Consider the following 21,504-nt stretch of genomic DNA (forward strand, 5'->3'; position numbering starts at 1 on the left):
TCACTCACATCCGGAAGATGCCGAAGCTCGGCGGGGGAACGGGGGCGTGGGAGGCGGCGGCCAGGCCGAGGGCCAGGACGCGCCGGGTGTCGACGGGGTCGATGATCCCGTCGTCCCACAGCCGCGCGGTGGAGTAGTAGGGCGAGCCCTGGGTCTCGTACCGGTCGCGGATCGGCGCCTTGAACGCCTCCTCGGCCTCGGGCGACTCGAAGTCGCCGCGCACCGTGGCGAGGACCGACGCGGCCTGCTCGCCGCCCATCACCGAGATCCGGGCGTTGGGCCACATCCACAGGAAGCGCGGGTCGTAGGCACGGCCGCACATGCCGTAGTTGCCGGCGCCGAAGGAGCCGCCGATGACCACGGTGAACTTCGGCACGACACTCGAGGCGACGGCCGTGACGAGCTTCGCGCCGTCCTTGGCGATGCCGCCGTGCTCGTACTCCTTGCCGACCATGAACCCGGTGATGTTCTGCAGGAACACCAGCGGGATGCCGCGCTGGTTGGCCAGCTCGATGAAGTGCGCGCCCTTGAGCGCCGACTCGCTGAACAGGATCCCGTTGTTGGCCAGGATCGCCACGGGCCAGCCGTCGACGTGCGCGAACCCGCACACGAGCGTGTCGCCGTACAGCGGCTTGAACTCGTGCAGGCGCGAGTCGTCGACGATGCGGCTGATGACCTCGCGCACGTCGTAAGGGGTCCGCGAGTCCACCGGGACGACGTCGTAGAGGCCGTCGGGATCCTCACGCGGCGGCATCGGCTCGCGGCGCGTGATCGTGGGCTCCTGCGGGCGCGCGAAGGTGTCGACGATCGAGCGCACGAGCTGCAGCGCGTGGTCGTCGTCGTCGGCCAGGTGGTCGACGACGCCGGAGACCTTCGCGTGGACCTCGCCGCCGCCGAGCTCCTCGGCCGTCACGACCTCGCCCGTCGCCGCCTTCACGAGCGGCGGCCCGCCGAGGAAGATCGTGCCCTGGTCGCGCACGATCACCGACTCGTCGCTCATGGCCGGCACGTAGGCGCCGCCCGCGGTGCACGAGCCCATCACCGCGGCCACCTGCGGGATGCCGCGCGACGACATCTGCGCCTGGTGGAAGAAGATCCGGCCGAAGTGGTCGCGGTCGGGGAAGACCTCGTCCTGCATCGGCAGGAAGGCCCCGCCGGAGTCCACGAGGTAGAGGCACGGCAGGTGGTTGTCCGCCGCGATGGTCTGGGCCCGCAGGTGCTTCTTGACCGTGATCGGGTAGTACGTGCCGCCCTTGACCGTCGCGTCGTTCGCCACGATCACGCACGCGCGGCCCGACACGGTGCCGATGCCGGTGATGATGCCGGCACTCGGGACGGCGAAGGGATCGTCGCCGTAGAGGCCGTAGGCGGCGAGCGCGCCGATCTCGAGGAAGGGCGAGCCCGGGTCGAGCAGGCGGTCCACCCGGTCGCGCGGCAGCAGCTTGCCGCGCGAGACGTGGCGCTCGCGAGCCTTCTGCGACCCACCCAGCCGCGCGGTGGCCGTGCGCTCCCTCAGCTCGGCGACGAGCTCTCTCATGTTCACGGCTCGAAGGTTAACACTCATTAACCTGCGCTGCTATGCTCCTGCCGTGAGCCGCCGCGAGCAGATCCTCGACACCGCCGCCGGACTGTTCGCCGAGCGCGGGTACCACGGCGTCTCGGTCAACGACATCGGCGAGGCGTGCGGGATCTCCGGCCCGGCGCTCTACAAGCACTTCACCGGCAAGGAGGACCTGCTGGCCCACTCGCTCACCTCGATCAGCGAGCGGCTGCTGACGGAGGGCCGCCTCCGTCGCGCCGAGGCCGGCGATCCCGGGGCAGCCCTCGACGCCCTCATCGCGTGGCACGTGGAGTTCGCGCTGACCCACCCGGCGCTCATCGTGATCCAGGATCGTGAGTGGTCGAACCTCCCGCCGGCCGCCCAGACCGCCGTGCGGGAGCTGCAGCTGTCCTACATCGACGCGTGGGTGGAGACGCTGCGCGAGCTCCGCACCGACCTCGACCGCGCCACGGCCCGCGCGGCCGTCCAGGCCGTGTTCGGCCTGATCAACTCCACGCCGCACTCGGCGCGGATCAGCGCGGACGCGATGGCTCGGCTGCTGGCGTCGATGGCCCGGGCCGCGCTGCTCGCGACCTGAGCGAGACGGTGGCGACCGCCACGCCCACCATCATCACGATGCCGCCCACCCACTCCAGCGCGCTGGGCACCTCGTCCAGCGCGACCCATGCCGACAGGACCCCGACCGGCGGGACGAGCAGGATGAAGGGCACGACGCTGGCCGCGGGGTACTTCGCCATCAGGCCGTTGAAGATCGTGTAGCCCACGAGCGAGGACAGCACCACGGTGTAGATCGTGCTGACCCAGGCCTCGATCCCGAACCGGCCCAGCGCGGCCGAGATCTCGGCCCGTCCCTCCACCGTGAGCGAGACGGCCAGCGCGGGCAGCGGCACGACGAGCGCCGACCACACCACGAGCGACAGGCCCGACGACACCTTCGCGGCCCGGGCGACGACGTTGCCGATCGCCCACGAGAGCGCGGCCCCCACCGTGACGAGCAGCGGGACCAGCGGCGCGTCCTGATGGAAGCCCCAGGCGACGATCGCCAGGCCGACGGTGCCGATCGCGGCGCCGATCCCCTGGCGGCGGGACGCCCGCTCACCCAGGACGCCGGCGGCGATGAGGATCGTGAAGATGACCTGCGCCTGCAGGACGAGGGCGGCCAGGCCCGCGGGCATGCCGATCGCCATCGCCAGGTACAGCAGCCCGAACTGGCCGAAGCTCATGAAGAAGCCGACGGCGACGACGACCTGCCACGAGGCCTTCGGCCGGGCCACGAAGAACACGAGCGGGAAGGCCACCAGGACGAACCGGATCGCGAGGAACAGGAACGGCGGAACGTCGGCGAGACCGACGTGGATGGCGACGAAGTTGCAGCCCCAGAGCACCGCCACGAGGACGGCGAGCAGGCTGTCGCGGCGGGTCACCGGATCATGCTGTCAGGGCCCGGCGGCTCACGCAGCGGCGGCCGCTGCCAGTCCTCGTCGAGATCACGCCACCGGCGGGGGGTCACATCGGCAGCGAGATGACGGCCGGGACCCCGGTTCCGGCCGCGAGGAGGTCGAGCACGTCGCGCTCGTGGGGCACGAACGGCTCGGGCAGGGACGCCAGCGGGTACCAGCCCGCCTCGGCGGCCTTGTCGGCCTCCAGGTGGGCGGCCTCGCCACTCCACCGGGTGACCTCGAAGAACAGGTCGATCCGCTGCTCGACCTGCGGGCCGCCGCGCTCGAAGCGGTGGATCGCGGTGACGGGTCGCAGGTCCTGGGGCGCGATCGTCACCCCGGCCTCCTCGAGCGCCTCACGCACCGCGGCCTCGTGCACCGACTCGCCGGGGTCGACGTGGCCGGCCACGACCGCCCAGTACCCATCGCGGTACCCCGTCCCCGCGCGACGCTGCACGAAGACCTCGTCGCCGCGGCGCAGGATCACGTAGGCGGCGGCGACGAGCAGCGAGCGGGAGTCGGCGTGGTCGTCCAGGGGGTAGTGCTCGGTCACGTCGCCAGTGTTCCAGACCTCACCGCTGTCGGCTGCAGGGTCAGGGCGTGCAGCGCTCGGCGTAGAACTCCTCCAGCGACGCCCGGATCGCGTCGTCCAGCGGCAGCGTGAAGTACGCGTGCTCGATGTCGGTGGTGCGCACGCGGACACCGAAGCGCGACCCGACCTTGTCCTCCGCGACCACGTGCGGATCGCAGCGGCCCATCACGACGTCGAGCCGCACGCGCTGCGGCTGGTCGAGCGGCAGCTCGACGTCCACCGGCGTGGCCGGCCCGAACGCGAAGCGCAGCGTGGGCGCGAAGCCGAGCAGCACCACGTCGTTCGGCTCGCGCGGCACCAGGTCGAGGGTCGCGGACCACGTGTCCCCACGCACCTGGGGCGACCCGGCCGTCACCGTGGTGGCGGCCTCGAAGGCCTGCTCACCACAGTCGCCGTCCACCAGGTCGCGCAGCACGCCGTACGGGTCCTCGACGTCCACCCGCGAGCGGCGCTCCTCGTCGCCCGTCCGGTAGGTGAACTCCGCGACGGTCGCGAGGTCCTCGCCGTCGGGGCACGTGCCGGCGGGCGGGTCGACGTCGATCCCCGTGCCGAAGCCGGCGCCGACCGACTCCGTGCCCGCCCAGTCGACCGACTCGGGCCAGCGGTTCGACTCCAGGCGCATCGCGGAGAGGGTGATCTCGCTGCCGGTGCCGTTGCTGATCGCGATCGCGATGTCGCGGGTCAGCCGCTTGCTCCGGTACTGCATCACCTGCGCCGTGAACCCGTCCGGCGCGTCCTCCAGGTCGGGCGCGGCCGAGCACCCCGCCACCACCAGGAGTGCTGAGACCAGCGCGACACGACCCCGCATGGGCCGAGTGTAGGTCCGCTCAGGCGTGGCGCAGGGCGCGTCGCGAGATCAGCGCCGCGGCCAGGGCGACGAAGATCGCAGCACCCGCGGTGAACTGCACACCGAGGTCGAACGCCGAGGCGGCCGAGGCATGGATCCAGCCCTCGACCGGCGCCGCGAACTGCTCGGCGAACTGCAGGGTGCTGCCGAGGGTCTCGAACGCGTTCTCCTGCTCGCCGAACTTCGCGACCGCCGGGACGGTCAGGTTCGAGCGGAAGGTCGCGGTCAGCACGCTGCCGAGCACCGCGGTGCCCAGGACGGCACCGATCTCGTAGGCGGTCTCGGAGATCGCCGACGCGGCACCCGCCTTCTGCGGCGGCACGCTCGACAGGATGAGGTCGTTGGTGATCGTCTCGGCCAGACCGATGCCGATCCCCAGGATCGTGAACGCCACGCCCACCGAGATCACCGTCGGATGGCCCGTGAAGGCGGCCAGCGCGTAGCCGCTCGACGACAGCAGGAAGCTCAACGGCACGAGGGTGCGCGCCGGGATCCGCTCGACAAGGCGCACGGCCGCGAAGCCGGCCGCCATCGTGGCGATCGAGCCGGGCACCAGGACCAGCGCCGACTCCAGCGGGGACAGCCCCAGCACGAGCTGGAGCAGCTGGGCGCCGAAGTAGAGGAAGCCCGCCAGCGCCATGAGGCTGAGGGCGTTCGCCGCCAGGGCGCCGCTGAAGACCGGGTTGCGGAACAGACTCAGGTCGAGCATCGGGGTGGCACTGCGCTGCTGGCGGCGGATGAACCACCAGCCGGCACCGAGGCCGAGGGCCAGCGCGGCGAGCGTGGTGTCGTCGAGACCGGCGGTGGCGCCGTGCTTGACCGCGAAGACGAGCGGCACCATCGCGAGCAGCGACAGCACGACCGACGCCGGGTCGAACGGGCCCGGCTGGGGGTCGCGCGACTCGGGGATGAGGGCGAGCGCCGCCGGCACGAAGGCGATGATCAACGGCACGTTCAGCAGGAACACCGAGCCCCACCAGAAGTGCTCGAGCAGGTAGCCGCCCACCACCGGGCCGAGGACGGCGCCGCCGGAGAACATGGCCGCCCACGCCGCGATGGCGGTGCGACGGTCACGCGCGTCCTCGAAGATGTTGCGGATCAGCGACAGCGTCGAGGGCATGAGGGTCGCGCCGAAGAAGCCGAGCAGGGCACGGCCGGCGATCAGCATCTCGGGGCTCGTGCTGAAGGCCGCGAGCACGGAGGCCGCGCCGAACCCGACGGAGCCGACCACGAGCAGGCGGCGGCGACCGATGCGGTCGCCGAGGCTGCCCATGGCGATGAGCAGGCCCGCCAGCATCAGCGCGTAGATGTCGACGATCCACATGAGCTGGTTGCCGCTCGGGCGCAGCTCGCGACTGATCTCGGGCAGCGCGAACGACAGCACCGTGTTGTCGACCGAGACGAGCAGCACGGGCAGCATCAGCACCGCCAACGCGGACCATTCGCGTCGGCCGGCACGGGCGGCATGAGGAGTGAACGTGGACATCACCCTTACTGTACCGTCCAGACGGTACAGTTCCAAAATGACTCGCGTCACAGGGGTTTCCGTGATCGGGGTCACGCCGAGCTCGGGTTCCGGGCCGCGGGGGCACCCGGATCACTAGGCTGAGCCCATGGCCGAGGAGCGCAGTACCCGAGATCGCGTCCTCGACGCCTTCGAGCGCCTGCTGGTGGGCGCCGGCAGCCGTGCCGCCACGCTGGACGCCGTCGCCGCGGAGGCCGGCGTCTCCAAGGGCGGGCTGCTGTACCACTTCCACAGTCGCGAGGCCCTCGTCGACGGCATGGTCGAGCGGCTGCGCGAGCAGGCCGCCCGCGACGTCGAGCTGATGCGCTCGGCCGAGCAGGGTCCGGTGGGCTTCTACCTGGAGACCTCGGTGGACACCGGGAGCGACTTCGACCGCGCCCTGATCGCGGCGTCACGCATCGCCCAGGAGCACGACCACGGTGCGCGCACGGCACTGGCCGACATCCGCGACGCGTGGTTCGGCGTCCTGAACGAGCACCTCGGCGACGAGGCCCTCGCCCGCACGATCCAGCTCATCGGCGACGGCCTCTACTTCGACGACACCACCGGCCTGGGCAGCCCCGACGCGCTCGGCCACGTCCGTAAGGTCCTGGGCCGCCTCGGCCACTGAGCCGCAGGTCGGCTCCGCCGGCGCTCGGGTGGACACCGACCCGCACCTGACGCATCGTGGGAAACTCCGAGTCCTTCGACGAATGAGGCATCCGCATGACGCACAGCACCCCACGACGCGCGCGCAGCGCCTTCACCGCACTCGCCGGCGCCCTCGCCCTGACGGCGATCTCGTTCGTCTCGCCGACCAGTGCTCAGGCCGCGACGAAGTTCATCGTCGTCCAGCACAACGTGGAGAAGAACGGCGCGGCGATCACCCACGCACTGAAGAAGGCCCACGACCTCGGTGCGCAGGCGGTGACCCTGCAGGAGGTCTGTGCGAGCGACGTGCCGTTGATCCAGTCCTACGCCGCCAGCGTCGGCCAGACCTGGTCGGTCCATCCGCAGCAGAGCCGTACCGGCGGCTGCGGCGCCAGAGGCGACGTGATGACCGTCGCCGTGCGGACCGCGGCCGGTGCGGACAACGTCGTCCGGTCACTCTCCCAGGACGAGTCGGTGAACGACGACGGGAGCCTGCACACGCGACAGCAGGAGCTGGTGTGCGTGCGGTGGACGGACACCTCCGTGCGCACCGTCTGCTCCGTGCACGTCGCACTGGGCAAGGCCTACGTCGTCGGCAACCCCGCCCTCAACGCGCGCAAGACCCAGATCAAGGAGATCAAGGACATCACCGCGACGTTCATCGGCAACGGCCAGCTGGTCGTGGTCGGTGGTGACTTCAACGCCGTCCCGAAGGACCCGGTCCTGAACCGCATGTACGCCCGGGGCGTGGACAACGAGGGCAACGCCCCGAACGGCAAGTTCTTCGAGGCGGCGCAGCTCGAGGGGCAGACCGCCAACCGCGGTGGCAACGCCACGGACCAGAGCGGCAAGCGCAAGATCGACCACGTGTTCTTCTCGAACAACAAGACCCCGTGGACGCAGTCGGGCGCGGCGTTCAACGCGCTCGACAGCCCGTCCGACCACCAGCTGGTCGTCGCGAAGGCCACCGTCCAGGGCTGACGCCGCGGCGCGGCGCCCGGGTCTCAGCTCAGGCGTCGCGCCAGACCGGCTCGAGCCGCTCGAAGGGGAGCCGGTCGAGGACCGAGAGGTCGTCGGCGGCGACCTCGTAGCTGACGCGGTCGGGGCCGTAGGCCACGTCGATCACGTCGGTGTCCCGGCGCAGGCGGCTCTCCATCGCGCCGACCTCGGTGATCGGGACGGTCAGCCGCGCCCGTTGCCACAGGATCCGCTCGCGGGTTCCGGCCGCGTCGAGCGCGGCCCCGGTGGCGTCGGCGTAGGCGCGGGCGAGGCCACCCGTGCCCAGCAGCGTGCCACCGAACCAGCGCGTCACGACCACGACGACGTCGCTGACCTCGCGACCCGAGATGACCTCCAGCATGGGCCGTCCCGCGGTCCCCGAGGGCTCGCCGTCGTCGTTGCTGCGGCGCAGCGCTGCGTCGGGTCCGATGACGAAGGCGGTGCAGTGGTGCCGCGCGTCGTGGTGCGTCGCGCGGACGCCGGCGATGAGCGCCCGGGCGCTCGCCTCGTCCTCCACGCGCCCGGCGCGCGCCAGGAATCGCGACCTCAGCACCACGATCTCGGCCTCGGCGGTGTCGCCGAGGCCGAGGTCGATGGTGCGGTAGGTCGCCACCCTCAGCGCTTGCGCAGTTCCAGGAAGATCGAGGGACCGAAGTCGCTGGACGCGAGGGGCTTCTGCAGCACGCGCTCGACCGCGACGAGCACCTTGGCGGGCACGTAGCGCTTGAGCTTCTGGCTACGCAGGTTCGACACCGACAGCTTGCGCTGCAGCACCAGGCCCGCCGCGGCGAGCTGGCCGACCACCGTGTCGATGTTGTGGTTCACGAAGGCGATCGCGTCGGGCTCGTCCGCGGCGACGGTGCGGATGCTGACGGGCTCCTTCGGCAGCGCCTTGCCGGCCTTCTTGAAGGCGCGACGGTTCTTGAAGTGGCCGTAGTTGGCGACCTCGATGATCGCGGTGCCACCGGGGGCGAGCACGCGGGCGATCTCGGCGAACTCCTCGGTGGGCTCGGGGATGTGGTGCATGACCCGGACCATCGTGATGAGGTCGAGCTCGCCGTCGCCGAACTGCAGGGCGTCGGCCTGCTGGCGCGCCTTGACCACGTCGGTGCCCTCGAGGAACTTCTCGGCGGCGTCCAGCTGGGTCTGGCTGGGCTCGGCCAGCGTGACCTGGTCGGCGTACTCGCGCAGCAGCAGCGCGAGCCGGCCGAAGCCACCGCCCACGTCGGCGGCCTTGGCGAACCGTCGGCCCTTGAGCAGCCGGCGGATCGCGACCTGCTCGGCGGCGTTCTCGTAGTCGCGGTTGTTCCAGTACTGGGTGTAGTCGTATCCCCGGTCGTACTGGTCGGCGACCTTCTTGCTGGGCTTGTCCTCGTTCACCGGGCAACCCTAACAATCAGGGGCTGAACGGCGGTCATCGCAGGACGCCGATCAGCGGCCGAAGGTGCGCGGGCCGAACTCGGGCTCGGACTTCGCCATGCCGGCCTTGCGCGCGACGGCGGTGTTCGGCGACTTGAGCATGGCGCGCTGGTACTTCCGCTCGAGCGCGAACGCCCGGCGCGGCTTGGCGAGACGAGTCTCGTTCAGCAGGCGCTTGGACGCGGCGACCGAGTCGGGCGAGCGCGCGAGGAGCTGGTCGATCAGCTCGAGGGCGGGCTTGGTCGGGTCCTCGGCGACGCCCGAGGCGATGCCGTACTCGACGGCCTGCGTGCCGGAGAACACCTCGCCGGTCATCACGAGGCGCTTGGCCAGGTCGGCGCCGACCAGCTCCGCCAGCGCCACGGTGCCGCTCATGTCGGGAACCAGTCCCCACTTGGCCTCGAGGATCGACCACTGGCAGTCGGGGGTGGTGAACCGGAAGTCCGCGCCCAGCGCCAGCTGGATGCCGCCGCCGAACACGTGGCCGCGCGTGACGGCGATGACCGGGACCGAGAGCTCGCGCCAGGCCCACAGCGGCTGCTGGAACTTGTTGGTGCCCTTGAACGGGTTGGGCGTGAAGTACCGCGCGACGCGCTTCTTCTCGGTCATCACCTGGCCGAAGTCCAGGCCCGCGCAGAAGGACGAGCCGCGGCCCTCGAGCAGCACCGCGCGGACGTTCGGATCGGCCTCGATCCGGTCGGCGGCCTCCAGGAGCCCGTCGAGCACGCCGAACGTGATGCCGTTCAGCTTGTCGGGGCGGTTGAGCCAGACGTGGGCGATGGGCCCTTCGATCTCGGTGACGACATGCTGTTCGGTCATGCGCTCAGGGTAGATCGTCGCCGAGAGCCTTCCGCAACTGCCGGACGGTCTCGGTCAGCGTGTGCGACGTGACGACGTCTCGCGGCCATCCCGCGCCACCGAGGAACAGGGCGGTGTGACGCCCCAGCTCGGTGAGTCGCTCCAGCGTCTCCGGCCCCGGCTTCATCACCGAGGACCACAGGAACACGGCGTCGGGCCGGCTGCTGCGCACGAAGGTCTCGAGCGACTCCATCGGCAGCCGTGCACCGAGCTCGGTCCAGGCATGGCCGTGGCGGGCCAGCGCCGCGCCCAGCGCCACGACCGGGAGCTTGTGCTGCTCGTCCTCGACGCTGGCCAGCACGACCCGCGCCGGGCCGCGGGTGGGGTAGCGGTGCGCCGCCGCCCGCAGCGCTGCCAGGACGCAGGCGGTGACGAGGTGCTCGCCGGCCACGTCGATCCGGCAGTCCTCCCACTGCCGACCGACCTCGATCATCGCCGGGGCGATGGCCGAGTCCCAGGCCTCCTCGATGCCGAACCGCTCGATCGCGCTCTCGGCGGCCTGCTGCACCCTGGCGGCGTCGAACTCCTTCGCGCCCTCGAGCATGTCGAAGACCGTCTGCTCGTGGGCCGAGGCCCTGAGTCCGGCCGGTCCGGCGCCCACGATCGCGGCCAGCTCGTGCGGCGAGAGCCGCTTCACCCGCTCGGCGGCGTCGTGCGCGGTCACCCCCGACTCGATGAATCGGGCCATCGTGGCGACCCGGTCGGCGTCGACGATCGTGTAGCGGCGGTGGCCCCCGGCGGTGCGGAACGTCGGCCCCACGCCGTAGCGACGCTCCCACGTCCGCAGGGTCGGGGCGGCGATTCCGAGCATCTCGGAGAGCGAACCCACGGTCCAGCGGCGGTGCATGCGGTCGATCCTAAAACCTATTCAGGGTGGTTGCACAATGAATAGATTAGGTAGTACCGTCGAACTACTTGCCGGGTTGCGCAAACAGCCCGCGTCAGTCCTCACCCTTGGGGAAGGGGCAGGAAACATGGTCAACATCAAGCGACTTCCGTCGCCCATCATCGAGTCCTACGAATGGCAGTGGGAAGGCGCCTGCATGGGCGTCGACTCGTCTGTCTTCTTCTCGCCCGAAGCTGAACGCGGCATGAAGCGCCACCGCCGCGAGGAGTCCGCCAAGGCCGTCTGCGCCACGTGCCCGGTCATCGACCGGTGCCGGGAGCATGCGCTCGCCGTCCAGGAGCCGTACGGCGTCTGGGGTGGCCTCACCGAGTCCGAGCGCTCCGAGATCCTGGCCGGCCGTCAGGCCGCCGCCGGCTGATGGCGGCGCCGAAGAAGGCGAAGGCCAGCACCTCCGCCAAGATTCTCTACCAGCCGGTCGGGCTGATCACGTCGATCCTGGCCGGACTCATCGCCTCGGCGGTGTTCAAGCAGGTGTGGAAGCGCGCCAGCCCGAACAGCGAGGGCGATCCGCCCACGCCGACCCAGTCGGAGTTCCCGCTCAAGGAGATCCTGCTGGCCGCGGTGATCCAGGGCGCGATCTTCTCCGGCGTGCGGGCGATCGTCCAGCGCCAGGGCGCCAAGGCGTTCGCCAAGGCGACGGGCGAGTGGCCCGGCGACTGAAGCGTCTCCTTCTCAGCTGACGCCGGCTCCCTCCTCCTGCCGACCTCAGCTCTCTGGCAATGGCCGCGGGCACTCCCCCCGCGGCCATTGCGCGTTCTCGGGCGTCCTCAGCGCGCCGCGAGCACGACGACCGACTGCCCCAGCGCGGGGTAGGTCGAGCCGAACGACACGTCGTCGCCCGGTCGGGCGGTGTCGACCTCGAGCCGCCACGCACGGTCCTGTCCGGGTTCGGGGAGCACCACCTCGACGTCGTCGCCCACGTTGAGGACGAGGAACACGGCGTCATCGAGCGCCTCGCCCACCGGGTCGCCCGCGGCGCCCCGCAGGAGCAGCCCCACGGACCGCCACTCGGGGTCGTGCCAGTCCTCGGCCGTCGGGGCGGCCCCGTCGGCCCGGTGCCACGCCACGTCGCGATGGCCGTCGGCGCGCTCGCGGCCGTGCATGAAGGTGCGCTGGCGCAGCACCGGCTGGTCACGGCGCAGACGGACGAGTCGGCGCACCAGGTCGAGCAGCTCGGTGTCGGGCGCCGACCAGTCGATCCAGCCCAGCGCGTTGTCCTGGGCATAGGCGTTGTTGTTGCCGCCCTGGCTGTTGCCGAGCTCGTCGCCGGCCAACAGCATCGGCACGCCCTGCGACACGAGCAGCGTCGCGAGGAGGCCTCGCACCCGGCGCGCCCGCGCGGTCAGCACGTCCGGATCGTCGGTGGGCCCCTCGATCCCGAGGTTGTCCGAGAGGTTCTCGTCGTGACCGTCCCGGTTGTCCTCGCCGTTGGCCTCGTTGTGCTTGTGCGCGTAGGAGGCGAGATCGGCCGCCGTGAACCCGTCGTGGGCCGTGACGAAGTTGACCGAGGCGGTGGCGCCGCGCGAGCCGTGGTCGAAGTGGTCGGCCGAGCCCAGCAGGCGGGCGCCCACGTCGGCACTGCCCAGCGACCGGACCTGCCATGCCCGCCGGATCCCGTCGCGGAAGCGGTCGTTCCACTCCGAGAACGGGTGTGGGAACCGGCCCAGCCGGTGGCCGCCGGGCCCGAGGTCCCAGGGCTCGGCGATCAGCTTGACGGTGGACAGCACCGGGTCCTGCCGGATGGCGCTGAAGAACGGCCCGTGGGGGCGGAAGCCCTTCTGGGTGCGGCCGAGCGTGGTGGCGAGGTCGAACCGGAACCCGTCGACCCCCAGCACCTCCACCCAGTGCCGCAGGCTGTCCATCACGAGCCGCAGCACCGGCGGCCGGTCCACCGCGAGGGTGTTCCCCGTGCCCGTGTCGTCGACGTAGTGGCGGTGGTCGTCGGCGAGGCGGTAGTACGCCGTGTTGTCCAGGCCGCGCAGCGACAGGGTGGGACCGAGCTCGTCGCCCTCGCCGGTGTGGTTGTAGACGACGTCCACGATGACCTCGATGCCCGCCTCGTGCAGGGCGTGGACGGCCTGACGGAGCTCCGCGACCGCGTCGGCCCGTGCGTACCGCGGCTCGGGAGCGCACCACGCGATGGGCTGGTAGCCCCAGTAGTTGCGCAGCCCCTTCGCCACGAGGAAGCGGTCGTCGAGGAACGCCTGCACCGGCAGCAGCTCGACGGCGTTGACCCCCAGCGAGGTCAGGTGGTCGATGACGGCAGGCGACGCGAGGCCCGCGTAGGTGCCGCGCACGTCCTCGGGGACTCCGGGGTGCGCCGCGGTGAGGCCCTTGACGTGCGCCTCGTAGATCACCAGGTCGCTGAACGCGTGACCCGGGCGGTTGGTGGTCGGGTCGGGGCCCGCCGGGTCGCCCTGCACGATGCCGTGCGGAACCACGGGCGCGCTGTCGCGGTCGTCGAGGGTCAGGTCGTCGTCGCCGGCGTGCCCGGCCATCGCCTCGTCCCAGCGCAGCGGCCGGTCGAGCGCGCGGGCGTACGGGTCGATGAGCAGCTTGGCTGGATTGAACCGCAGCCCCTCGTCCGGCCGGTGGGGGCCGTGGGCCCGGAGGCCGTACCGCGCGCCGGGTCGGACTCCGGCCACGTGGGCGTGCCGGACGTCGCCGTCCCGGAAGACGAGGTCGATCCTCTCCTCGGCACCGGTCTCGTCGAACAGGCAGAGCTCGACGCGGGCGGCGTTCGCGGACCAGACCGCCACGTTGACGCCGTCGTCGTCGACGGTGACACCCAGGGGGAACGGCCGGCCGGTGGTCACGGCTCGGGTCATCGCATGATCTCCGCGAACAGCGCCGCGTAGCGCTCGGCCGACGGCCCCCAGTCCACTGGCGTGGACATCGCCCGGTGGCGCAACCGCTGCCAGGCCGGCGGGTCGGCGTACAGCTCGCGCGCCCGGGAGAGCGCCCAGGCCAGCCCGCCGGCGTCGATGTCGGCGAAGGCGAACCCGGTGGCGACGTCCGCGGCGAGGTTCTCCGGCGAGGCGTCCACGACCGTGTCGCGCAGGCCTCCCGTGGATGCCACGACGGGGATGGCGCCGTACCTCATCCCGTACAGCTGGGTCAGGCCGCAGGGCTCGAACCGCGACGGCACGAGGACGAGGTCGCCGCCGCCGTACATCCGGTGGCTGAGCGGCTCGTCGTAGCCGATCCGCACGCCGATCGACTGCGAGTACCGGGCGCCGAGGTCGTTCAGGGCGTACTCGTATCCGGGGTCGCCGGAGCCCAGGACGATCACCGCCCCACCGGCCTCCACGAAGCCCGGGAGCGCCTCGAGGAGTAGGTCGACGCCCTTCTGATGAGTGAGCCGGGTGACCACCACGGCCAGCGGGCCGGCCGGCTCGGCGAGCCCGAACTCGGCGAGCAGCTCGCGGCGGTTGCGGTCCTTCGCGGCCGGGTCGTCGACGGAGTAGTGGACGACCGCGCGGTCCGCCGCGGGATCCCACACGGTCGTGTCGATCCCGTTGACGATGCCGATCAGGTCGCCGCCGTCCCGCCGCGCGGCGGCCACCCCCTCCAGGCCGAACCCGAACTCCGGCGTCGTCAGCTCCTGCGCGTAGGTGGGGCTGACGCTCGTCACCTTCGTGGCGTGCACCATGCCGGCCTTGAGCGTGCTGACGAGGCCGTGGTACTCCAGCGCCTCGTGGTGGAAGTCCCACGTCGGCAGACGCAGCAGGTCCAGCTGGTCGGGTCCGAAGATGCCCTGGAAGGCGATGTTGTGGATCGTCATCACCGTCGGCACGTCGGCCTGCGCGTAGTGCAGGTACGACGGCACGAGGCCGGCCTGCCAATCGTGTGCGTGCACCACGTCGGGGCGCCAGCGGTCAGCCGTGCCCTCGATCGCGATCCGGGCACCAGCCCATGACAGCGCCGCGAACCGGACGTGGTTGTCCAGGTGATCGTGGCCGTCGACGTTGTACGGGCCGCCGGGCCGGTCGAACAGGTGCGGCGCGTCGAGCAGCAGGAGCTCCACCCCGCCGTGGCGCCCGGCGCGCACGACCGCCGGACCACCGAAGAGGTCGGGGTCCTCCCAGACGACCTTGGTGGAGCCGACGCGCTCCAGGATGCCCGGGTACGCGGGCATCAGGACGCGCGATCGCCAGCCCTGCTCCGCGAGCGCGGACGGCAGGGCTCCGACGACGTCGGCGAGGCCGCCGGTCTTGAGCAGCGGCGCACACTCCGACGCGACCGACAACAGGCGGCGCGGACGAGGGGGCATCGACTACTCCAGTGATGCCGCGCGGCGGTCGAGCATCGGCTGGGTGACCAGCACGATGCCGTTCTCGGTCCGGCGGAACCAGCGGTTGTCCTCGTCCGGGTCCTCGCCGACCACGAGCCCCTCGGGGATGTGGACGCGACTGTCGACCACGGCGTTCGTCAGCCGGGCGCCACGCCCGACGTCGACGTGCGGCAGCGCCACGACGCGGTCGAGCATCGAGTACGAGTGGGTGCGGGTGCCGGTGAACAGCAGGGAGTTGTGCACCTCCGAGCCGCTGACGATGCAGTCGCCGGCGATGAGCGACTGGATCGCCTGGCCGCGCCGGCCCTCCTCGTCGTGGGCGAACTTCGCCGGCGGGGTGAACTCCGCGTACGTCCAGATCGGCCACGAGTTGTCGTAGAGGTCGAGCGCCGGGATGAACTCGGTCAGGTCGATGTTGGCCTGCCAGAACGTGTCGATCGTGCCGACGTCACGCCAGTAGGGCTCGGTCTCCAGGCCCGTCATGACGCACGACTCGCTGAAGCGGTGGGCGAAGGCGCTGCCTCCGCGGACGATCGCCGGGATCAGGTCGAACCCGAAGTCGTGCCGCGAGCTGGTGTCCTCCGCGTCCTGGCGCAGCAGCTCGCGCAGGAAGTCCCAGTCGAAGACGTAGATGCCCATCGAGGCGAGGGCGACGTTCGGGTCCTCCGGGGTGCCCGGCGGATCGGCCGGCTTCTCGAGGAAGTCGACGATGCGGCCGGTCGCGTCGACGTGCATGACGCCGAACGCCGTCGCCTCCTCGCGCGGCACGGTCAGGCAGCCCACGGTCACGTCGGCACCCGTCTCGACGTGCTGGCGCAGCATGACCTCGTAGTCCATCTTGTAGACGTGGTCGCCGGCCAGGACGATCACGTACTTGACCTTGTAGTCGTCGACGATGTCGATGTTCTGCGTCACGGCGTCGGCGGTGCCGAGGTACCACTTGGTCTCCTCGACACGCTGGCTCGCAGGGAGGATGTCCAGGTACTCGTTGCGCTCGGCCTGGAAGAAGTTCCAGCCGCGCTGCATGTGCCGGATCAGCGAGTGGGCCTTGTATTGCGTGGCGACGGCCATCTTCCGAATGCCGGAGTTCAGCGCGTTCGACAGCGGGAAGTCGATGATGCGCCACTCGCCGCCGAACTGCACGGCCGGTTTCGCCCGCCGGTCGGTGAGCTCCTCGAGGCGGCTGCCGCGGCCGCCCGCCAGCACGAACGCCATCGCTTGACTGGACAGTCGGGGCGGCGCGCCGGCGTCGCGACCCGTCAAGATCGGGATGGTCATGACCGTTCCTCCACGAAGTAGACAGCGGACAGGGGCGGCAGCGTCAGCATCGCCGACTGTGCCTCGTTCTGGGCGGGGACGGGCTCGGTCTCGATGGCGCCGCCGTTGCCACGGTCGGCGCCGCCGTAGAAGCGCGAGTCGGTGTTGAGCGCCTCGGTCCAGCGACCCGCCACGGGGAACCCGATGCGGAAGCCGGTGCGCTCGACGGGGGTCAGGTTGAGCACGACGACCACGTGCTGGTCGCCCTCGTCGCCGCGTCGGAGCCAGGCGAAGACCTGCTCCTCGACGGCATCGACGAGCAGCCACTGGAATCCGCGGCCGTGGGTGTCGTGGCGGTGCAGCGCGGGCAGCTCGCGGTACAGCCGGTTGAGGTCGCGGACGAGGTTCTGCACCCCGGCGTGGCCCGGGTCGTGCAGCACGCCCCAGTCGAGCTCGCCGTCGTGGTTCCACTCGGCGGGCTGGCCGAACTCCTGGCCCATGAACAGCAGCTTCTTGCCGGGGTAGCCCCACATGTAGCCGTAGAACGACTTGAGGTTCCCGAGCTTGTCGGCGTGGCTCCCGGGCATGCGGCCGTACATCGAGCCCTTGCCGTGGACGACCTCGTCGTGGCTGATCGGTAGGACGAAGTTCTCGGTGAACGCGTACGTGAGGCCGAAGGTGAGCTCGTCCTGGTGGTGCTTGCGGTGGATCGGGTCCTTGCCGAAGTAGGTCAGCGAGTCGTTCATCCAGCCGAGGTTCCACTTGTAGCCGAAGCCCAGGCCGTCCTCGTCGACGCGGCGGGTGACGCCCGGGAAGGTGGTCGACTCCTCGGCGATCATCACCGCACCGTCGTGCTCGCCGTAGGCCGCGACGTTGGCCTCCTGCACGAACGCGACCGCCTCGTAGTTCTCGCGGCCGCCGTCCTTGTTCGGGATCCACTCCCCGGGCTGGCGCGAGTAGTCGCGGTAGAGCATCGAGGCGACGGCGTCCACGCGCAGGCCGTCGAGGTGGTACTCGTCCAGCCAGTAGAGCGCGTTCGACACGAGGTAGTTCAGCACCTCGGGACGGCCGTAGTTGAAGATCAGCGTGTTCCAGTCGGGGTGAAACCCCTCGCGCGGGTCGGCGTGCTCGTACAGCGGGGTGCCGTCGAACCGTCCGAGCCCGTGCTGGTCGGTGGGGAAGTGCCCGGGCACCCAGTCGGCCAGCACCCCGAGGCCCTTCGCGTGGGCCGCGTCGACGAAGGCGGCGAACTCCGCGGGCGTGCCGTAGCGGATCGTCGGCGCGTACAGGCCGATCGGCTGATAGCCCCACGACCCGTCGAAGGGATGCTCGCTGACCGGCAGCACCTCCAGGTGGGTGAAGCCGAGGTCGGCGACGTAGTCGACCAGTCGCGTGGCCGCCTCGAGGTACGACAGGGGGCGATTGCCCTCCTCCGCGACGCGACGCCAGGAGCCGAGGTGGACCTCGTAGATGCTCATCGGGGCGTCGACCGCGTGGATGGCCCCACGGTTCGCGATCCACTCGGCGTCCTGCCAGGCGTGGCGGCCGAGCTCGCGGACGACGGAGCCGGTCCGGGGCGGGTGCTCGCTGCCGAAGCCGACCGGGTCGGCCTTGAGCGGCAGCTGGCGTCCTCCGGGGCCGAGGATGTCGTACTTGTAGACGCAGCCCTCAGCGAGCCCGGGCAGGAAGACCTCCCACACGCCGGTCGCGCCGCGCGGGCGCATCGGGTGGACGGTGCCGTTCCAGCCGTTGAAGTCGCCCACGACGGACACCCGCTCGGCGTTCGGTGCCCACACGGCGAAGTGCACGCCGGTCGCCTCCTCGTGGGTGACGACCCGGGCGCCGAGCACCTGCCACAACCGCCGGTGGGTGCCCTCGCCGATCAGGTACTCGTCGATCTCGCCGAGGACGGGGCCGAAGCGGTAGGGGTCCTCGAACTCCTCGGTGCCGGCCTCGGGCCACTGGACGCGCACCCGGTAGAACGGCAGCGAGGGACCGACGAAGACGTCGCGGGCGGCCGGGTGCCGGGACAGCTCGATCTCATCGGTGTCGTTGACGACCCAGACACGCTCGGCGCCCGGGCGGTGCACGACGACGTGATGACCGTCGTCGGTGGGACCGAGGGCCGCGAACGGATCGCGGTGGAGGCCCTGGGCGAGCTGCCACGCCTCGGCCGCGTCGAGCACGAGCGGTGTCGTGTCCTCACCGGCCATGCGTCCCTCCTCGGCTGCCATCTGTTTCATACAACCACCGGTGGCGCCGGTTGGCACCCTTGCGCTGCGCCCGGGACGTCACGTCACGGGGCTCAGAGCGCCGGGGTGATGTTCCAGATGTGGCTCATGTACTCGCGCACCGAGCGGTCGGAGCTGAAGTACCCCGTCCGGGCGACGTTGAGGATGGCCATCCGCTGCCAGCGCTCGTGGTCGAGGTAGGTGCGGTCGACCGCCTGCTGGGTCTCGTCGTAGGAGTCGAAGTCCGACGCCACGAGGAACCAGTCGCTGTTCCACAGCATGTCGAGGATGCCGCCGTAGCGGTTCGGCTCGCCCGGGCTGAAGGTCCCCTCGGCGATCGCCTGCAGCACGTCGCGCATCGCCTGGCTCTTCTCGATCGCCGTGCGGGCGTGGTCGGGCTCGTTCCGGCGAGCCGTGACCTCGTCGGCCGTCAGGCCGAAGAGGAAGAAGTTGTCGGCGCCGACGTGCTCGCGGATCTCGACGTTGGCCCCGTCGAGGGTGCCGATCGTGAGCGCGCCGTTCAGCGCGAACTTCATGTTGCCCGTGCCCGAGGCCTCCATGCCGGCGGTCGAGATCTGCTCGGAGAGGTCGGCCGCGGGGATGAGCTTCTCGGCCATCGACACGTTGTAGTTCGCCGGGTAGACGACCTGCAGCAGGTCGCGGGTCTCCGGATCGGCGTTGACGACGGCGGCGACGTCGTTGATGAGCCGGATGATGTCCTTGGCCATGTCGTAGCTGGGCGCGGCCTTGCCACCGAAGATCTTGACCCGCGGCACCCATCCCGCGCCCGGATCGCGCTTGATCCGCTGCCAGTGGGCGATCGTCCAGAGGATGTTCATCAGCTGGCGCTTGTACTCGTGCAGGCGCTTGACCTGGACGTCGTACAGCGCGTCCTTCGGGACCTCGATGCCGTGGTGGTCGGCCAGCCAGCCGGCGAGCCGCTCCTTGGCCTGGCGCTTCGTGGCGCCGAACGCCTCGCGGAAGGCCGGGTCGTCCACGTGGTCCTCGAGGCCGCGGAGTCGCTCGAGGTCGGTCTCCCAGCCCGAGCCGAGCGTGTCGGTGAGCAGCTGGGCCAGTGGCGGGTTCGCCAGTGCGATCCACCGGCGCGGCGTGACGCCGTTGGTCACGTTGACGATCCGGTCGGGATGCAGGCTGTCCAGGGCCGGGAAGAGGTCGCGGCGCACGAGGTCGGTGTGCAGCGCCGAGACGCCGTTGATCTTGTGGCTCGTGACGAACGCGAGGTCGCCCATCTTGACCTGGTCGTCGAGGATCAGGCCGACGCCCTCGGGCCGCGGCCCGTGCAGCTCGGCGTCGCGCCGGTCCAGCTGCTCGATGATCTGCAGGTGGCGCGGCAGCACCTTGCGCATGAGGCCGACCGACCAGTGCTCGAGCGCCTCGGGCAGCAGGGTGTGGTTCGTGTAGCCGAGCACCTGCGTCGAGAGGTCGACCGCCGCGTCGAACCCGAAGCCGTGGTCGTCGACCAGCAGCCGGATCAGCTCCGGACCGGCGATCGCCGGGTGCGTGTCGTTCATCTGGATCGCGACGTACTCGGGCAGCCGGCGCAGGTCGTCGTGGGTCTCGAGGTAGCGGCGCACGATGTCCTGCACCGACGCCGAGGTCAGGAAGTACTCCTGGGAGAGCCGCAGCTCCTTGCCGCGCGAGGTCGTGTCGTTCGGGTAGAGCACGCGCGAGAGGGTGCGCGCCCACGCCTCGGGCTCGGCCGCGGCGGTGAAGTCACCCGCGTTGAAGCGCTCGAGGTCGAACAGGTCGGCGCTGGGCTTGGCCGCCCAGAGGCGCAGCGTGTTCGCCCACTGGCGCCCGTAGCCGACGACGGGGGTGTCGTGGGCCTCGGCGAGGACCTGCAGCTGCGGCGTCCAGACCTGGCGGCCGTCCTGCTCGACGACCTCGCCGCGGAAGCCGACGGGGTAGGCCGACTCGGGGCGGGTGAAGCTCCACGGGTTGTCGGTGACGAGCCAGTCCTCGGGGGCCTCGACCTGTCGGCCGCCCTCGAAGCGCTGCTTGAACAGGCCGTGCTCGTAGCGGATCCCGTAGCCGTAGGCCGGGCAGCCGAGGGTGGCCATCGACTCGAGGTAGCAGGCCGCCAGCCGGCCGAGACCCCCGTTGCCGAGCGCGGCGTCGGGCTCGTCGTCGGCGATGTCGGCGAAGTCCAGGCCCAGGCGGTCGAACACCTCGACCGCGACGTCGCGCAGCCCGAGGTTGATGGTGGCGTCCTCGAGCAGGCGCCCGATCAGGAACTCCATCGACAGGTAGTAGACGCGCTTGCGGTCCTCGTTCCACGTGCGGCGCGTGGCGCTGAACCACGGCTCGAGCGCGCGGTCGCGGATCGTGTAGGACAGCGCCATCCGCCAGTCGAACTTCGAGGCGTGCTCGGGGTCCGTGCCGACCGTGTACTGCAGGTGGTGCAGCAGGGAGCGGCGGAACTGCTCGGGGGTGGGCTCGGGAAGGGTCAGGTCGTCGAGATCGACGCCGTGGACTTCCAGGGACTCGGACATGTGACTCCCGCGGGGGTGATGGGGATTCGGTTCCAGCGCGCGCGACGTCGGGCGCGTCACCGCCATCCTAGGGTCGCCACCGCCGGTCCCGCCGGGTGAGCGCTGTGGCCCCGAGCACTCTGTGACTTACCGGCTCACATACCCAGTTTTTGTGACAGGAGTCGGCCCGAGCGGTCACCGAAGGGCTAAACGTGTCACAAAAGTCAGGGCTGCTGGCGGGTGACGGCGCGCGAAGACACGACAAAGCCCCTGCTCTGCGGGCTTCCGCAGGTCAGGGGCTTCGTCGATCTGGTGCGCGAGGGGGGATTTGAACCCCCACGCCCTTGCGGACACTGGCACCTGAAGCCAGCGCGTCTACCATTCCGCCACTCGCGCAGTGGCCCGGTGAACCGGACCGACGTCAGAGTCTAACAGGACCGGCGGAGGACGCGA

At 70.9% G+C, this 21,504-nt stretch carries 19 protein-coding genes and 1 tRNA gene; 5 read left to right on the top strand and 15 right to left on the bottom strand.

Annotated elements, in window-relative coordinates:
- Nucleotides 1–4 precede the first annotated feature (4 nt).
- Nucleotides 5–1,537: a carboxyl transferase domain-containing protein gene (locus B5D60_RS07420; RefSeq protein ID WP_172806289.1), complete on the bottom strand. Its 1,533-nt coding sequence runs from the start codon at nt 1,535–1,537 to the stop codon at nt 5–7.
- Nucleotides 1,538–1,589: 52 nt separating this feature from the next.
- Between B5D60_RS07420 and B5D60_RS07425 the strand changes: the two genes are divergently transcribed.
- Nucleotides 1,590–2,138 carry a TetR/AcrR family transcriptional regulator gene (locus B5D60_RS07425; RefSeq protein WP_231948992.1) on the top strand — a complete coding sequence of 183 codons (549 nt, stop codon included), beginning with the start codon at nt 1,590–1,592 and terminating at the stop codon, nt 2,136–2,138.
- Here the strand turns inward: B5D60_RS07425 and B5D60_RS07430 are convergent.
- From B5D60_RS07430 to B5D60_RS07445, 4 genes are all read right to left on the bottom strand, one after another.
- The gene (locus tag B5D60_RS07430; RefSeq protein WP_078699563.1) at nt 2,074–2,985 is read right to left on the bottom strand and encodes an EamA family transporter; all 912 of its coding nucleotides are present in this window, start codon (nt 2,983–2,985) and stop codon (nt 2,074–2,076) included. The genes B5D60_RS07425 and B5D60_RS07430 overlap by 65 nt on opposite strands.
- Nucleotides 2,986–3,067: 82 nt before the next feature.
- On the bottom strand, nt 3,068–3,553 hold the full coding sequence (locus B5D60_RS07435; RefSeq protein WP_078699564.1) for an NUDIX hydrolase: 486 nt from the start codon (nt 3,551–3,553) through the stop codon (nt 3,068–3,070).
- A 40-nt stretch (nt 3,554–3,593) separates the two neighbouring features.
- Nucleotides 3,594–4,400, bottom strand: coding sequence for a hypothetical protein (locus B5D60_RS07440; protein WP_078699565.1), 807 nt, complete (start codon nt 4,398–4,400; stop codon nt 3,594–3,596).
- A 19-nt stretch (nt 4,401–4,419) separates the two neighbouring features.
- Complete coding sequence (locus tag B5D60_RS07445; protein WP_078699566.1) at nt 4,420–5,925, bottom strand: MFS transporter; 1,506 nt, start codon at nt 5,923–5,925, stop codon at nt 4,420–4,422.
- Nucleotides 5,926–6,052: 127 nt separating this feature from the next.
- Here B5D60_RS07445 and B5D60_RS07450 point away from each other — a divergent pair, with 127 nt between their 5' ends.
- Both B5D60_RS07450 and B5D60_RS07455 read left to right on the top strand, forming a co-directional pair.
- Nucleotides 6,053–6,574, top strand: coding sequence for a TetR/AcrR family transcriptional regulator (locus B5D60_RS07450; protein WP_078699567.1), 522 nt, complete (start codon nt 6,053–6,055; stop codon nt 6,572–6,574).
- 95 nt (nt 6,575–6,669) lie between these two features.
- Nucleotides 6,670–7,575 carry an endonuclease/exonuclease/phosphatase family protein gene (locus B5D60_RS07455; RefSeq protein ID WP_078699568.1) on the top strand — a complete coding sequence of 302 codons (906 nt, stop codon included), beginning with the start codon at nt 6,670–6,672 and terminating at the stop codon, nt 7,573–7,575.
- A 28-nt stretch (nt 7,576–7,603) separates the two neighbouring features.
- Here B5D60_RS07455 and B5D60_RS07460 read toward each other — a convergent pair whose 3' ends face one another.
- From B5D60_RS07460 to B5D60_RS07475, 4 genes are read right to left on the bottom strand one after another with little or no spacing between them, the layout of a single operon-like run.
- On the bottom strand, nt 7,604–8,206 hold the full coding sequence (locus B5D60_RS07460) for an IMPACT family protein (protein WP_231948993.1): 603 nt from the start codon (nt 8,204–8,206) through the stop codon (nt 7,604–7,606).
- 2 nt (nt 8,207–8,208) lie between these two features.
- Complete coding sequence (locus B5D60_RS07465; RefSeq protein ID WP_078699570.1) at nt 8,209–8,973, bottom strand: class I SAM-dependent methyltransferase; 765 nt, start codon at nt 8,971–8,973, stop codon at nt 8,209–8,211.
- Between the two features lie 51 nt (nt 8,974–9,024).
- Nucleotides 9,025–9,831 (bottom strand): crotonase/enoyl-CoA hydratase family protein, encoded by an 807-nt coding sequence (locus B5D60_RS07470; RefSeq protein ID WP_078699571.1) that lies wholly within the window; start codon nt 9,829–9,831, stop codon nt 9,025–9,027.
- A 4-nt stretch (nt 9,832–9,835) separates the two neighbouring features.
- Nucleotides 9,836–10,717 (bottom strand): MerR family transcriptional regulator, encoded by an 882-nt coding sequence (locus B5D60_RS07475; protein WP_078699572.1) that lies wholly within the window; start codon nt 10,715–10,717, stop codon nt 9,836–9,838.
- Nucleotides 10,718–10,844: 127 nt separating this feature from the next.
- Here B5D60_RS07475 and B5D60_RS07480 point away from each other — a divergent pair, with 127 nt between their 5' ends.
- Both B5D60_RS07480 and B5D60_RS07485 read left to right on the top strand, forming a co-directional pair.
- Entirely contained in the window at nt 10,845–11,135 is a 291-nt protein-coding gene (locus B5D60_RS07480; protein WP_078699573.1) for a WhiB family transcriptional regulator, read from the top strand.
- The gene (locus B5D60_RS07485; RefSeq protein WP_078699574.1) at nt 11,135–11,437 is read left to right on the top strand and encodes a DUF4235 domain-containing protein; all 303 of its coding nucleotides are present in this window, start codon (nt 11,135–11,137) and stop codon (nt 11,435–11,437) included. Before B5D60_RS07480 ends, B5D60_RS07485 begins: the two co-directional genes overlap by 1 nt.
- Before the next feature lie 107 nt (nt 11,438–11,544).
- On the opposite strand, the gene glgX is transcribed toward B5D60_RS07485, so the two are convergent.
- From glgX to B5D60_RS07515, 6 genes are all read right to left on the bottom strand, one after another.
- Complete coding sequence (gene glgX / locus B5D60_RS07490) at nt 11,545–13,605, bottom strand: glycogen debranching protein GlgX (protein ID WP_078699575.1); 2,061 nt, start codon at nt 13,603–13,605, stop codon at nt 11,545–11,547.
- Nucleotides 13,602–15,050: a glycogen synthase GlgA gene (gene glgA / locus B5D60_RS07495; protein WP_078699576.1), complete on the bottom strand. Its 1,449-nt coding sequence runs from the start codon at nt 15,048–15,050 to the stop codon at nt 13,602–13,604. The genes glgX and glgA overlap by 4 nt, the downstream gene beginning before the upstream one ends.
- Before the next feature lie 3 nt (nt 15,051–15,053).
- Entirely contained in the window at nt 15,054–16,349 is a 1,296-nt protein-coding gene (gene glgC / locus B5D60_RS07500) for a glucose-1-phosphate adenylyltransferase (protein ID WP_078699577.1), read from the bottom strand.
- A complete protein-coding gene (glgB, locus tag B5D60_RS07505; RefSeq protein WP_078699578.1) occupies nt 16,346–18,541 on the bottom strand; it encodes a 1,4-alpha-glucan branching protein GlgB in 2,196 nt (731 codons plus the stop codon). The genes glgC and glgB overlap by 4 nt, the downstream gene beginning before the upstream one ends.
- Nucleotides 18,542–18,633: 92 nt before the next feature.
- The gene (locus B5D60_RS07510) at nt 18,634–21,072 is read right to left on the bottom strand and encodes a glycogen/starch/alpha-glucan phosphorylase (protein WP_078699579.1); all 2,439 of its coding nucleotides are present in this window, start codon (nt 21,070–21,072) and stop codon (nt 18,634–18,636) included.
- A gap of 289 nt (nt 21,073–21,361) precedes the next feature.
- Nucleotides 21,362–21,447: transfer RNA gene (locus tag B5D60_RS07515), tRNA-Leu, on the bottom strand.
- Between the last annotated feature and the right edge of the window lie 57 nt (nt 21,448–21,504).

Source organism: Aeromicrobium choanae (assembly GCF_900167475.1).
Classification (GTDB): Bacteria; Actinomycetota; Actinomycetes; order Propionibacteriales; family Nocardioidaceae; genus Aeromicrobium; species Aeromicrobium choanae.

What these genes read in the sequence shown, in the direction of transcription:
- B5D60_RS07450 (WP_078699567.1), top strand. Translation starts at nt 6,053, where the DNA reads ATGGCCGAGGAGCGCAGTACCCGAGATCGCGTCCTCGACGCCTTCGAG.
- B5D60_RS07480 (WP_078699573.1), top strand. Translation starts at nt 10,845, where the DNA reads ATGGTCAACATCAAGCGACTTCCGTCGCCCATCATCGAGTCCTACGAA.
- B5D60_RS07445 (WP_078699566.1), bottom strand. Translation starts at nt 5,925, where the DNA reads ATGTCCACGTTCACTCCTCATGCCGCCCGTGCCGGCCGACGCGAATGG.
- B5D60_RS07420 (WP_172806289.1), bottom strand. Translation starts at nt 1,537, where the DNA reads ATGAGAGAGCTCGTCGCCGAGCTGAGGGAGCGCACGGCCACCGCGCGG.
- glgB (WP_078699578.1), bottom strand. Translation starts at nt 18,541, where the DNA reads ATGGCCGGTGAGGACACGACACCGCTCGTGCTCGACGCGGCCGAGGCG.
- glgA (WP_078699576.1), bottom strand. Translation starts at nt 15,050, where the DNA reads ATGCCCCCTCGTCCGCGCCGCCTGTTGTCGGTCGCGTCGGAGTGTGCG.
- B5D60_RS07485 (WP_078699574.1), top strand. Translation starts at nt 11,135, where the DNA reads ATGGCGGCGCCGAAGAAGGCGAAGGCCAGCACCTCCGCCAAGATTCTC.
- glgC (WP_078699577.1), bottom strand. Translation starts at nt 16,349, where the DNA reads ATGACCATCCCGATCTTGACGGGTCGCGACGCCGGCGCGCCGCCCCGA.
- B5D60_RS07455 (WP_078699568.1), top strand. Translation starts at nt 6,670, where the DNA reads ATGACGCACAGCACCCCACGACGCGCGCGCAGCGCCTTCACCGCACTC.
- B5D60_RS07475 (WP_078699572.1), bottom strand. Translation starts at nt 10,717, where the DNA reads ATGCACCGCCGCTGGACCGTGGGTTCGCTCTCCGAGATGCTCGGAATC.
- B5D60_RS07470 (WP_078699571.1), bottom strand. Translation starts at nt 9,831, where the DNA reads ATGACCGAACAGCATGTCGTCACCGAGATCGAAGGGCCCATCGCCCAC.
- B5D60_RS07440 (WP_078699565.1), bottom strand. Translation starts at nt 4,400, where the DNA reads ATGCGGGGTCGTGTCGCGCTGGTCTCAGCACTCCTGGTGGTGGCGGGG.
- glgX (WP_078699575.1), bottom strand. Translation starts at nt 13,605, where the DNA reads ATGACCCGAGCCGTGACCACCGGCCGGCCGTTCCCCCTGGGTGTCACC.
- B5D60_RS07510 (WP_078699579.1), bottom strand. Translation starts at nt 21,072, where the DNA reads ATGTCCGAGTCCCTGGAAGTCCACGGCGTCGATCTCGACGACCTGACC.